Source organism: Pseudomonas citri (genome assembly GCF_025336485.1).
Lineage (GTDB): Bacteria > Pseudomonadota > Gammaproteobacteria > Pseudomonadales > Pseudomonadaceae > Aquipseudomonas > Aquipseudomonas citri.
Genome location: NZ_JAODAB010000002.1, coordinates 329,407 through 341,480, shown reverse-complemented (window position 1 = coordinate 341,480; position 12,074 = coordinate 329,407). Strand labels below are relative to the sequence as shown.

13 protein-coding genes are annotated in these 12,074 nt (G+C 62.4%); 6 read left to right on the top strand and 7 right to left on the bottom strand.

All coding sequences use genetic code 11. From position 1 onward, the window contains the following. Positions 1-54: 54 nt before the first annotated feature. The 3 genes from N4Q37_RS03795 to N4Q37_RS03780 all read left to right on the top strand — a co-directional run bounded on the left by N4Q37_RS03795 (position 55) and on the right by N4Q37_RS03780 (position 3,030). Positions 55-489, top strand: a complete 435-nt coding sequence (locus N4Q37_RS03795; protein ID WP_260955498.1) for a MarR family transcriptional regulator — start codon at positions 55-57, stop codon at positions 487-489. Between the two features lie 110 nt (positions 490-599). After that, positions 600-2,630, top strand: coding sequence for a FimV/HubP family polar landmark protein (locus N4Q37_RS27670; RefSeq protein WP_313958310.1), 2,031 nt, complete (start codon positions 600-602; stop codon positions 2,628-2,630). 112 nt (positions 2,631-2,742) lie between these two features. Further along, the gene (locus tag N4Q37_RS03780) at positions 2,743-3,030 is read left to right on the top strand and encodes a SelT/SelW/SelH family protein (RefSeq protein ID WP_260955497.1); all 288 of its coding nucleotides are present in this window, start codon (positions 2,743-2,745) and stop codon (positions 3,028-3,030) included. On the opposite strand, the gene N4Q37_RS03775 is transcribed toward N4Q37_RS03780, so the two are convergent. Beyond that, positions 3,024-3,914: a DMT family transporter gene (locus N4Q37_RS03775; protein ID WP_260955495.1), complete on the bottom strand. Its 891-nt coding sequence runs from the start codon at positions 3,912-3,914 to the stop codon at positions 3,024-3,026. The two genes, N4Q37_RS03780 and N4Q37_RS03775, sit on opposite strands and share 7 nt — an antisense overlap. A gap of 81 nt (positions 3,915-3,995) precedes the next feature. After that, the gene (locus tag N4Q37_RS03770; RefSeq protein ID WP_260955493.1) at positions 3,996-4,751 is read right to left on the bottom strand and encodes an AraC family transcriptional regulator; all 756 of its coding nucleotides are present in this window, start codon (positions 4,749-4,751) and stop codon (positions 3,996-3,998) included. Between the two features lie 135 nt (positions 4,752-4,886). On the opposite strand from N4Q37_RS03770, the gene N4Q37_RS03765 reads away from it, so the two are divergent. Continuing rightward, positions 4,887-5,702 (top strand): UDP-2,3-diacylglucosamine diphosphatase, encoded by an 816-nt coding sequence (locus N4Q37_RS03765; RefSeq protein ID WP_260955491.1) that lies wholly within the window; start codon positions 4,887-4,889, stop codon positions 5,700-5,702. A 49-nt stretch (positions 5,703-5,751) separates the two neighbouring features. On the opposite strand, the gene N4Q37_RS03760 is transcribed toward N4Q37_RS03765, so the two are convergent. Beyond that, positions 5,752-6,063, bottom strand: a complete 312-nt coding sequence (locus N4Q37_RS03760) for a DUF962 domain-containing protein (protein WP_260955642.1) — start codon at positions 6,061-6,063, stop codon at positions 5,752-5,754. Positions 6,064-6,248: 185 nt separating this feature from the next. On the opposite strand from N4Q37_RS03760, the gene N4Q37_RS03755 reads away from it, so the two are divergent. Continuing rightward, complete coding sequence (locus N4Q37_RS03755; RefSeq protein ID WP_260955489.1) at positions 6,249-7,304, top strand: AraC family transcriptional regulator; 1,056 nt, start codon at positions 6,249-6,251, stop codon at positions 7,302-7,304. Here N4Q37_RS03755 and N4Q37_RS03750 read toward each other — a convergent pair. Next, positions 7,261-8,715 carry a TrkH family potassium uptake protein gene (locus tag N4Q37_RS03750; protein WP_260955487.1) on the bottom strand — a complete coding sequence of 485 codons (1,455 nt, stop codon included), beginning with the start codon at positions 8,713-8,715 and terminating at the stop codon, positions 7,261-7,263. The two genes, N4Q37_RS03755 and N4Q37_RS03750, sit on opposite strands and share 44 nt — an antisense overlap. 118 nt (positions 8,716-8,833) lie before the next feature. On the opposite strand from N4Q37_RS03750, the gene N4Q37_RS03745 reads away from it, so the two are divergent. Then, positions 8,834-9,397: an NAD(P)H nitroreductase gene (locus tag N4Q37_RS03745; RefSeq protein WP_260955485.1), complete on the top strand. Its 564-nt coding sequence runs from the start codon at positions 8,834-8,836 to the stop codon at positions 9,395-9,397. 52 nt (positions 9,398-9,449) lie between these two features. Here the strand turns inward: N4Q37_RS03745 and N4Q37_RS03740 are convergent, their stop codons facing one another. The 3 genes from N4Q37_RS03740 to phhA all read right to left on the bottom strand — a co-directional run bounded on the left by N4Q37_RS03740 (position 9,450) and on the right by phhA (position 11,885). Then, positions 9,450-10,643: an amino acid aminotransferase gene (locus N4Q37_RS03740; protein WP_260955483.1), complete on the bottom strand. Its 1,194-nt coding sequence runs from the start codon at positions 10,641-10,643 to the stop codon at positions 9,450-9,452. Next, positions 10,643-10,999 (bottom strand): 4a-hydroxytetrahydrobiopterin dehydratase, encoded by a 357-nt coding sequence (locus tag N4Q37_RS03735; RefSeq protein WP_013692526.1) that lies wholly within the window; start codon positions 10,997-10,999, stop codon positions 10,643-10,645. Before N4Q37_RS03735 ends, N4Q37_RS03740 begins: the two co-directional genes overlap by 1 nt. Before the next feature lie 100 nt (positions 11,000-11,099). Then, positions 11,100-11,885 carry a phenylalanine 4-monooxygenase gene (gene phhA / locus N4Q37_RS03730; RefSeq protein ID WP_260955480.1) on the bottom strand — a complete coding sequence of 262 codons (786 nt, stop codon included), beginning with the start codon at positions 11,883-11,885 and terminating at the stop codon, positions 11,100-11,102. Positions 11,886-12,074: the final 189 nt, after the last annotated feature.

Genomic DNA, 12,074 nt, shown 5'->3' with positions numbered 1-12,074 from the left:
GCTTAGCTGACTAATAATTAGTTTTTCTCTATTTCAGATCTGATGAGTTTTTTTATGTCGTTAACCGATCAACACCGCTTTGGCATGCAACTGGCGCAAATGTCTCGTGGCTGGCGTGCCGAGCTGGATCGCCGCCTGGCCGGGATGGGCCTGTCCCAGGCACGATGGCTGGTGCTGTTGCACCTGGCCCGTTTCGAACAGGCGCCGACCCAGCGCGAACTGGCCCAGAGCGTCGGCGTCGAGGGGCCGACCCTGGCCCGCTTGCTCGATAGCCTGGAAACCCAGGGGCTGGTCCAGCGCCAGGCCGTGGCGGAAGACCGTCGGGCCAAGAAAATCGTGTTGTGCCCCCCGGCCCGACCGTTGATCGAACAGATCGAGACCATCGCCACGCAGTTGCGCCGAGAATTGTTCGAGGGCATCGACGAAGCAGACATGCGCGTTTGCATGCGGGTTCACGGCATTGTCCTGGCCAACCTGGAAAAATCCTGAGGCATATCCCTGGCGGCAGACTTTTGTGATTCGGCACTTAGCGAACTATAACCAGTAACAAGCCTCGTATTGGAAGCGTTTCGCTCAGTCCGTCATCGAAAGGGATGCCCATGTTTGGAAGTTTGCAGTCCACGTTGCGCCGTTGGGTCAGCGTGTCGGTCGTCGTGGGGGCCTTGGGGTATACGGCTTTGGCTTCGGCGCTGGGGTTGGGGGAAATCACTCTTCACTCGGCGTTGAACCAGCCGTTGCGCGCCGATATCGCCCTGGTCGATGTGGCCGGGCTAGGCGAAGACGAGCTGTCGGCCAGCCTGGCGAGCCCGGACGATTTCAATCGTGCCGGGGTCGAACGGGTGTTCTTTCTCAATAGCCTGCGTTTCACCCCGGTGCTGCGTGATGGTCGCAGCTTCATTCGGGTGACTTCCAGCAAACCGGTGGAGGAGCCGTTCCTCAACTTCCTGGTGCAGGTCAATCAACCCGGTGGACGCGTGCTGCGCGAATACACCGTGTTGATCGATCCACCGGGCACGCCGGGCGTCGTGCCCGAGCCTTCCGCAGTCCCCCAGTCGTCGATACCGGCCCAAGCCGCACCGGCCATCAAGCCGCCGCCGGCGGTACAGGGCAAGCGCTACACCGTCGTGCAGGGGGATAGTCCGTGGATCATCGCCAAGCGCCTGCATGACGCCGGCAGCAACGCGTCGGTCAATGAACTGATGCAAGGGATCCAGGCATTGAACCCGGGCAGTGAGCGACTCGCCATTGGCCAGCGTCTGTTGTTGCCCGACTCTGCCGTGCTGCCGGCTGCTGCCCCCGCTGCGCCAGGGCCAGCAGCCGTTGCATCCGATGAGCAACTGGCCGCCAGTGTCCTGCAGAACCAGCAGCAACAGAAAACCATCGACGAACTGCAAGCCCGGCTCCAGGCGCAGGACGAGGAAATCGCCGGGCAGCGCAAACAGATCAGCGAGTTGCAAGCCCGGTTGGCCGAAGCGACGCCGGCCCCCGTTGCAGCGGCGCAACCGCAGGTCGAACCTGCTGGCGCCGTGCCCATTACGAACGAGCAAGCCGTCGAGGCATCGGCTGAGCCGGCGCAGGAGGGCATTGACTGGCTGTGGGTAGGGGGGCTGGTGGGCCTGTTGGCGCTGCTCGCGCTGCTGTTGTTGCTTCGTCGTCGCCAGCAACAACAGGCCGACGCGCAGCCGATCGCCGAGCACTCCGAGCCCCTACTGGAAGATGCTACCGAGGACTATGCCTCGACCAGCGACACCGAGCGACCCGAGATCGCCTCGTCGTTCAACAATGGGGACGCGCCCTTGGGCGATGTGCTGGAAGGCGTCGGGATTTACCTGACTTATGGTCGCTTTACCGAGGCCGCCGGATTATTGCGTGCCGCCTTGCTGGCCGAGCCGGAACGCACCGACCTGGGTCTCAAGTTGCTGGAAGTGTTGGGCAAGCAGGGTGATGTCATCGGTTTCCAGGCCCAGGAGCAGCACCTGTCGGCCCAGGGCGTCGCCGCCTCGACGCTGGAGGAAGTTCGTGCACGCTACCCCAGGGTCAACAGCCTCGCCACGCCCGGCGCGGCAATGGCGTTACCTCTGGCGGCGGCTCCAGCACTTGAACCTGAACCCGAACGTCAGCTTGAGCCTGATCTTCAACCTGAACCTGAACCTGAACCTGAACCTGAGCCTGAGCCTGAGCCGCAAGGTAGGGTACCGGGGGATGAATTCGAGTTGGACCTGGACGCGCTGTCCCTGGAAACCAGCTGGGACCTGGCAGACACCCCGGACACCCCGGTCGGAAACAACGTCCCCAAGGCTGCCATCGACGTGGGGGAGGAATTGTCGCTCTCGGAGCCTGACGAAGCGGAGTTGCAATGGGGGGCGCCGCTGGAAACCGAGTCGTTGGACGACGCTTTCCTCGATGGTTTCGCCGATGAGGAGCAGTCGCTGGAGCTCGAGGCGTTGCCTTTTGAATCCATGTCCCTCGAACCTCAACCGCCAGAGCCGTCGGTCAAGCTGGAACAGGCGCAGAACTGCATCGATGACGGGGACCTGAAGACGGCCATCGCGCTGCTTGAAGAACTGCTCGAGGAAGCTGACGACCCCCTCAAGGAGACCGCCCGGGTACTGCTGGCCGGGATTCGCTGAAAAACGGCCCAAAGTACTCTGTCCCTGGTGGGAGCACAGGGAGGCAACTCGCAAGTGTTCGGGCAAAGGCAGGTATCATGGCGACGTCTTCGAACCCGGGAGTTCACCTGCAATGAGCGAGCACAAGCCGCAAGTCGTCATCACCTATTGCACACAATGCCAATGGTTGCTGCGTGCCGCCTGGCTCGCCCAGGAGTTGCTCAGTACCTTTGGCGACGATCTGGCAGCGGTTTCGCTGGTGCCAGGCACCGGCGGGGTGTTCCATATCAGTTGCGACGGCGCGCAGATCTGGGAGCGCAAGGCCGATGGCGGGTTTCCCGAGGCCAAGGTGCTCAAGCAACGGGTCCGCGACCAGATCGACCCGGAGCGGGACCTGGGCCACAACGACCGGGGTCAGTGAGACGGCGCTTCGGCGCCCATCCCGCTTTTGCGTGAGCTGGCCAGTTGGCTCGACACCACGATGGCAACGATGATCAGCACACCGCCCAGCAGCATGCGCAGCGTCGGTTCTTCACCGAACAGCAGCCAGGCCATGGTGATGCCGTAGACCGGCTCCATGGCGAAGACCACCGCCGCAGTCCGGGCCTTGATCACTGCCAGGCTGGCGACGAACAAGCTGTGGGCCACGCCGGTGCAGAACACACCGAGCAACCCGATCCACAGCCAGTCGACCGGGCGCACTTCGCCCAGCTGGGGCACGGCCATGGGCAACAGACATGCCGCTACCACGACGTTCTGGCACAGCGCGGCCTGCACTGGCGGCACGTGTTCGGAGCCGGCGCGGTTGGTCAGCGACAGCAAGGCGAACAGCAGCCCCGAGGCCACGCTCCACAAGAGCCCGGTGGTGGCGCCGCTGGCCAGGTCGAAGGCCGGCGTGACCAACACCAGGCCGATACTCACCAACACCACCAAAAGGACCTCATTGGCGCGAATGCGCTCGCGGAAGATCAGTCCCTCGAGCAGCACGGTAAAGGCCGGGAAACTGGCGAACCCCAGTGTGGCGATCGCCACCCCGGCGATTTTTACCGAGAGGAAGAAGCTCACCCAGTGTCCAGTCAGCAGCAGGCCGCTCAGCAGCAGTCGCCTGGCGTCCCGGGCCCGCAGTGTGCGCCAGGGAGTACGGCCGGCGAACCGGGCGAACGTGGCGAGGGCGAGCACAGCGAAGACCGCACGACCGAAAACGATCATCGTCGGCGAGGCGGCGGCGAGTTTGCCGAATACGCCGGTCAGGCCAAACATGAGTGCGCCGATGTGCAGGGCGCCGAGGGCGGTACGGGGCGTCATGGCAGTCCTTGTGAAACGGTTGAACGTCGGGCTATTGAACCCGTTGCCGGCCGTTTTTGTCTGTCGCGATCCTAGCGATTTTTAGCGCGGCTCTAGCGCTCGCCGTAATTTGCCCGGCGAACTGCCGAATTCGCGCAGCACCGCTGCGGCGAAGGCGCTTTGGGAGCTGTAGCCGACCCGGTGGGCGATTTCACCGATGGGCAGGTCCGAATCGCGCAGCAACGCCACGGCCTTGTGCAAGCGGCGGCTGCGGATGTAATCCATCGGGGTTTGCCCACGCTCGACGATGAAACGGGCGTGCAGGCGGGCACTTGAAAGCCCGGCGACCCGCGCCAGGTCCGCCACTTGCAGGGGATAGGCGGCATTCTGATCGATGTGGGCGTTGAGTGCGGCGTAGGGCAGGCGCCTGCCCCCGTATGCTTGCCGAGTGCCATTGAGACTCGCCAGGAGCAGCACCGCGCCTTGCTGGGCGATCAGCGGATCGTCCACCGGGCTGCCTGCCAGCCAACTGACCAACTGGCTTTGTCCCGCATCCAGAGGCAGGCGCGCGGGGCCGTCGAGCAACCGGCGGCTGGCGTCGGCGTGATCGCCCAGGCATTGTCCGACCCAATCATCACTGGGCACGTCCAGCACCAGGCAACGGCTGCCGTGGGGGCTGCCGCAGGCGTGATGCGCACCGGCGGGGATCACGACGAAGCTCTGCTGGACCACCTGGCTGCCACACCCTTCGACCTCGAAATCCAGCGCGCCGGACAACCCGAACACCAGTTGGGCATGCTCATGGCTGTGGACGATCAGGTCGTGGCTGTAGTGGCGCAGTGTGAGGATCGGTCTCATCGCGGTCTCCCGTGTCAGGCCGCCAGCATACACCGAGGACACGACGCCCCGCGCTGTCATGTAATGGACTTGTGTTTGTCATGGGCCATTAACCGCTGGCGTGCACAGTGGCAAAAACGATCAGAGGGTTGCCCAATGACCAGCGCCGAACTCGCCAGACCAGGCAATAAGCAGCGTGTTCGCACCCTGTGGATTTCCGATGTGCACCTGGGTACCCGGGATTGTCAGGCGGAACATTTGTCGCAGTTTCTCAAGGGCTATCAGGCCGACCGGATCTACCTGGTCGGTGACATCATCGATGGCTGGAAGCTGCGCGGCGGCATGTATTGGCCGCAAGCCCACACCAACGTCATCCGGCGCCTGCTGACCATGAGCAAGCGCGGCACCGAGGTGATCTACGTCACCGGCAATCACGATGAGTTCCTGCGTCGTTACTCGAAGCTGATCCTGGGCAATATCCAGTTGGTGGACGAGGCGGTGCACGTGACTGTCGACGGTCGGCGCCTTCTGGTGATCCACGGCGATCAGTTCGATGTCATCACCCGTTATCACCGCTGGCTGGCGTTCCTCGGCGACTCGGCCTACGAGTTCACCCTCACGCTGAACCGCTGGCTCAACCATTGGCGGGCGCGCTATGGCTACGGCTACTGGTCGTTGTCGGCGTACCTCAAGCACAAGGTCAAGACCGCCGTCAGTTTCATCAGCGATTTCGAAGAGGCCATCGCCCACGAGTGCGTGAAACGCGAGCTGGATGGCGTGGTCTGCGGGCACATTCACCATGCCGAAATCCGCCAGGTGGGCGGGGTGGAGTACCTCAATTGCGGCGATTGGGTCGAGTCGTGTACGGCGTTGATCGAGCATTGGGACGGCTCGATCGAACTCTACCGGTTGGCGGACGCCCAGGCCCGGGAGGCGCAACTCAAGGCACTGAAAATCGCCGAACCGGCCTGAAACGTTTGCGGTGACATAAGTTTTTGTGGCGAGGGAGATGTTTCTCTTATTAGAACGCAACCTTGCCCCGCAGCATGTCGCGGTACATGACGAAATCACCGAGCAGGCTGTAGAACGGGTGCCGGAACGTGGCCGGGCGGTTCTTTTCGAAGAAAAAGTGCCCGACCCAGGCGAAACCGTAGCCGGCCACAGGCACGGTGAGCAGCCACCAGCCGCTACCGACCGTGAGCGCCACGGCGAGAATCAAAATGACCAGGGACGTACCCGCGAAGTGCAATCGTCGGCAGGTGCTGTTGCTGTGCTCGCTCAGGTAATAGGGATAGAACTCGGCAAACGTATTGAATGTTCTTGGGTTTTCCACGACTGCAGGCTCTGTGGTGGTGGTTGGGGTGAGGTTTTGCATTCAACGGCTTGATTGAAGTCTAGAAGGATCATTCACAACAGCCAGTGACAATGGATGCCACTCTAGTGTCCTGTCTTACAGCGGACGCTGTATCCTTCGCCAAACCAGCCGTACCCTGCGGCTCGTCATGCAAGTAAAACGTCATGGGCGAACGAACGACTTCTTCAAGCTGGGCGATGGGGATTGTCAAGGCGTTGGAAATGGACGGCCTGGATTGCCGTGCGCTGTTCAAGCAGTTGGGGCTGGATTTCGACGCGCTGGAAGATCCGGACGCCCGTTTCCCCCAGGATTCGATGACACGCCTCTGGCAACTGGCAGTGACGCTGTCGGGCAACCCGGCCATTGGCTTGAACATGGGCAAGGTGGTGCGCCCGGCGTCGTTCCATGTGGTCGGTTACGCGTTGATGTCCAGTCGCACGTTGATCGAAGGGTTCCAGCGGCTGGTGCGTTACCAGCGGATCATCGCCGAAAGTGCCGACCTGAGTATCCGCCAGCTGAAAGAGGGCTACGGGCTGATCCTGACGGTGCATGGCGACCATCTCCCGCCGACGCGGCAAAGTGCCGAAGCATCCCTGGCCTGTGCGCTGGCCATGTGCAACTGGCTGACCGGACGCTCCCTGCACCCGGTCAAGGTGTTGTTCCAGGGCGCCGAGCCCGATGACCCGGAGCCTTATCGACAAGCCTTCCCCGCACCACTGGTGTTTGGTGCGCCCTACGATGCACTGATTTTCCATCGGGCCGATATGGAAGCATCGCTGCCCACGGCTAACGTGGCCATGGCGGAGCTCCATGATCGTTTCGCCGGTGAATACCTGGCGCGTTTTTCCGAAAGTCGCGTCACGCACCGGACGCGGCAGGTGTTGTGCCGGCTGCTGCCCCAGGGCGAGCCCAAGCGCGAGGTGGTGGCCCAGAAGCTGCATTTGTCCCAGCGCACCTTGCAGCGACGCCTTCTGGAAGAGGGTACCTGCTTCCAGAACCTGCTGGACGACACCCGCCGCGAACTGGCCGAGCAGTACCTGGCGCAACCGACCATGACCTTGCTGGAAATCGCTTATCTGCTGGGGTTTGCCGACCCGAGCAATTTCTTCCGGGCCTTTCGCCGTTGGTTTGACACCACGCCTGGCGAGTACCGGGCGCGCTTGCTCAGCCAGACCGTCAGTGACGCCAGAACGCCGGAATGCACAACACGAACACCGTGATGATCTCCAGCCGGCCCAGCAGCATGCCGGCGGACAGAATCCACTTGGCGGCATCCGGCAGCGGTGAAAAGTTGCCGGCCGGGCCAATGGTCTCCCCAAGGCCCGGGCCGACGCCGGAAACGGTACTGGCGGCACCGGTCAGCGCGGTCATCCACTCCACGCCCAGCAGCGACAGCAGCAGGGCGATCACGCAGATAGTGATGGCGAAGAAAAACGAGAAGGTGAGGATCGAGCGGACGATTTCCTCGTCGAGGCGGTGACCGTTGTATTTCTGCTTGATCACCGCACGCGGGTGAATCAGCTGATTGAGGTTGGCCCGAAGCAGAATGTAGGCGACCTGGAAGCGGAAGATCTTGATTCCGCCCGCCGTCGAGCCGGAGCAGCCGCCGACGAACCCGAGGTAGAAGAACAGCATCAGCGAGAAATTGCCCCACAGGCTGTAGTCCCCCAGGGCGAAACCGGTGGTGGTGACGATCGACGTGACGTTCAGCGCCACGTGGCGCAGGGCGTCGAGCCAATGCAGGTCGGTGGTCGCCCAGTACCAGGTGCCGAGCACCAGCCAGGTCACCAGCAGCACCGCGAGCAGCCCCTGGACCTGTTGGTCCTTGATCAGCGCCCGGCGATGACCCCGCAGCGTCGAGACGTAGAGGGCGAACGGCAGGCTGCCCAGGATCATGATGACGATGGCCACCCAGTGCACCGCCGGCTCGGTCCATTTGGCCAGCGACAGGTCCGAAGTGGAGAAGCCTCCGGTGGAAATGGCCGACATCGAATGGTTGATGGCGTCGAACAGGCTCATCCCGGCCCACCACAGCGCCAGGGTGCCGAGAATGGTGATGCCCACGTAGGACGCGACGATCAATCGCGCCACCATGTGGGAGCGGGGCATGACTTTTTCCGAGCGGTCCGAGGATTCAGTCTGGAACAACCGCATGCCACCGATGCGCAGCAACGGCAGGATCGCCACCGCCATGCCGATGAAACCGATGCCGCCGAGCCAGTGCAGCAGCGAGCGCCACATCAGGATGCCCGGGGACATGTTGTCCAGGCCACTCAAGACCGTGGCGCCAGTGGCGGTGATCCCCGACATGCTCTCGAAGAACGAGTCGGTGTAGCTGATCTTCTGGGTCAGCAGGAAGGGCAACGCGGCAAAGATGCACACCACCAGCCAACTGCTGACGGTCAGCAGGTACATGTCGCGCGGGCGCAGGTGGATGTGTTCCGGGCGCCCGGGCAGGACCAGCGCCAGGCCGGCGACGAAGGTGATCATGCTCGACCAGAGGAACGACGGCAGGTCCCGGGTGCGCTCGAAGATCAGCAGCGTGGCCATGGGCACGACCATGAAGATCGCCAGGGTGATCAGGAAGATGCCGATAATGAAACCGATGATCCGCAGGGTCGGCAACGCCATGAAGTCCGCTCGGGCTGAAAGGGAAGGGCGCCATTCTACCCACGGCATGCTGCATGTAAACCGGCACCCGGCGCCGCTTGTGTCTAGAATAGCCGGACATTTTTTCAGGAGGTGGCCGATGCAGGCTCTCGACGCTTTGCTCAACCGTGTTTCCGTCCCGCGCCTGGTGGACCCGGCGCCGACCCCCGAACAACGCGAGGTCATGTTCGCCGCGGCGATGCGGGCCCCGGACCATGGCCAGTTGCGGCCATGGCGTTTCCTGACGGTCGAAGGTCAAGCGCGCTATCGCATGGGTGAACTGCTGGCCGAAGCGGCACGCTTCAATGACCCGCTGGTGTCCGAAGCTGTCGTGGAAAAGGCCCTCAATGGCCCGTTGCGTGCGCCGTTGGTCGTGGTGGTGATCGCCCGTTTGCAGGACCATTTCAAAATCCCGAAATCCGAGCAATTGCTGGCGGCAGGTTGCGCCGCCCACGGCATCCTGCTGGCGGCTTATGCCCAGGGTGTTGGCGGCGTGTGGCGCACGGGTGAGCTGGCGTACTCGCCTCATGTGGCCGAAGGGCTGGGCCTGGCCGATGGCGAGGAAGTGATCGGCTTCCTTTACCTGGGTACCCCGCAGAAAGAGGCGCGCATCGCGCCGAAAGAAGACACCGCCGAATTTGTCCGTGAGTGGACAGGCGCCTAGCCCCGAAAGGTCTGTGGCGAGGGAGCTTGCTCCCTCGCCACAGTGACTGGTGTTATTTACAAACGTCAGCAATAGCCTCGGCCAACAGCCCCAGGCGCGTGGCGTCGATACCGGCGACGTTGGCCCGGCCGGTGCCGACCATGTACACGCTGTGGCGCTCGCGCAAGTGCTTGACCTGTCCCGGTGTCAGACCGGTGTAGGAGAACATCCCGCGTTGCACACCGATATGCGCAAAACGTTCACGCAGGCCATGGGGTTCGAGGGCTTCCAGCAAGCCGTTGCGTAACAGCGCGATGCGCAGACGCATGGCCTGTACTTCGTCGGCCCACAGGCTCTTGAGTTGCGCGTCACCCAGGATCGTCGCCACCACCGCCGCGCCATGGTCCGGTGGTGTCGACCACAGGTTGCGAGCGATGTTGGCCAATTGGCTGCGGATATCCACGAGTTTTTCCGCATCCGCCGCGCACACGATCAGCGCGCCGGTACGGTCGCGGTACAGCCCGAAGTTCTTCGAGCAGGAGCTGGTGACCAGCATTTCCGGCAGCGCCTGGGCAAACAGCCGGACTGCCCAGGCGTCCTGCTCCAACCCATCGCCGAAGCCCTGGTAGGCAAAGTCGATCAGCGGCAGCAGGTTGCGGCTACGGACCACATCCAACACCTGCCGCCATTGCTCATGGGACAGGTCGAAGCCAGTGGGGTTGTGGCAACAGGCGTGCAGCAATACCACGTCGCCTTTGGGAATCTGGGATAGGGTGGCCAGCATCGCCTCGAAATCCAGGCGGTTATCAGCGTCTACGTAAGGGTAATGGCTGACCTTGAGTCCGGCCGTCGCGAAGATGGTTTCGTGGATCGGCCAGGTCGGATTGCTCAACCAGACGCCACGGCCCGGTAGGCACTGGGCGATGAAGTCGGCACTCAGGCGCAGGGCCCCTGTGCCGCCTGGGGTCTGGGTGGCGCCCGCGCGTTTTTCCTGGATCAGCGACGAGTCGGCGCCCAATACCAGTTCATTGATCAACCGGCCGAACACGGCATCGCCATGCCCGCCGATGTAGGTCTTGGTAGCCTGGCTATCGACGAGTCGCTGCTCGGCCAGTTTCACCGACGCAAGAATCGGCGTCAGGCCCAGGGCATCCTTGTAGACACCCACACCCAGGTCGAACTTGTTCGGATTGCTGTCCGCCCCATAGGCCTCCATCAGGCCGAGGATCGGGTCGCCGGGCACCCGGCCGATGGCGTCGAAATGCATTACTTGCGGCCCTCGGCTGTCTTGGCCACGTCATCGGTGCGGGCGGCCATGATGAAGTCGTTGCGGTGCAGGCCCTTGATGGAGTGGCTCCACCAGGTCACGGTGACCTTGCCCCATTCGGTGAGCAGGCCAGGGTGATGGCCTTCGGCCTCAGAGATTTCGCCAACGGCATTGGTGAACGCCAGGGCGTGCTTGAAGTTCTTGAACAGGAATACCTTTTCCAACTGCATCACGCTGTCGCGCACTTCGATGTTCCAGTCCGGGATCTGCTTGATCAGCACCGGCAGTTCTTCGTCGCTGACTTGCGGGGCGTCGGCGCGGCAGGCTTCGCAATGGGCTTGGTTCAGAGTGTTCATGGTGGGTTTCCTGGATCGAATATTTGAAAAGCGTCGATGCACCCACGCTAAAGCAAAGCCGCGCTGTGCAACAGACTCAATTGGGATCAAAAGTCGCGGGTCACGCAGCCTTTGGTGGAAATTTCGGGGCATGCAAGCCCAGTTCACGGCCACGCTTGACCATGCCCATGATGTCTTCGTGGGCCAGGTCGAACAGACGCTTGAGCTCCGGCAGCACGAAATACAGCGGTTGCAGGATGTCGATGCGGTACGGCGTGCGCATGGCTTCCAGCGGGTCGAAGGCCTGGTGCTCCGGCTCGTTGGACAGGCAATACACGGTTTCCTTGGGCGAGGACAGGATGCCGCCGCCGTAGATGCGTCGGCCTTGCGGCGTTTCCACCAGGCCGAACTCGATGGTCATCCAATACAGCCGCGCCAGGTAAACGCGTTCTTCCTTGGACGCCTGGAGGCCGAGCTTGCCGTAGGTGTGGGTGAACTCTGCGAACCAGGGATTGGTCAGCAATGGGCAATGGCCGAAAATCTCGTGGAAAATGTCCGGCTCTTGCAGGTAATCCAGTTCTTCGCGGGTACGAATGAAGGTTGCCACCGGAAACTGCTTGCTGGCGAGCAATTCGAAGAACGTCTGGAAAGGGATCAGCGCCGGTACCCGGGCGACTTGCCAGCCGGTGGTTACGCCCAGCACTTGGTTGATTTCGCTCAGTTGCGGGATGCGGTCGTGGGGCAGGCCCAGCTTGTCGATGCCGTCCAGGTATTCCTGGCACGCACGGCCTTCGACGACTTTCAGCTGGCGGGTGATCAGCGTATTCCACACCGCGTGTTCTTCGGCGGTGTAGTGGATAAAACCTTGCGCATCGGGCTCGCGGGCCACGTACTGCGTCTGCTTCATGCTGCTCTCCTGCTGTTTTTCCTCCGGCTCGGAAACCGGGAGAAAGGCTGTTTGTTGTTATGTCCAGCGATGTATTAGAGATAGCGCGAAGCAGAGGCGTGCGCAGCGGGCCGATTTAGGGCTGAACGGCTTGTTGGTGGAAAATTCGTAAAGTTTTCGTTACGTATTTGGGCGTGTGGCCGCTCTGAA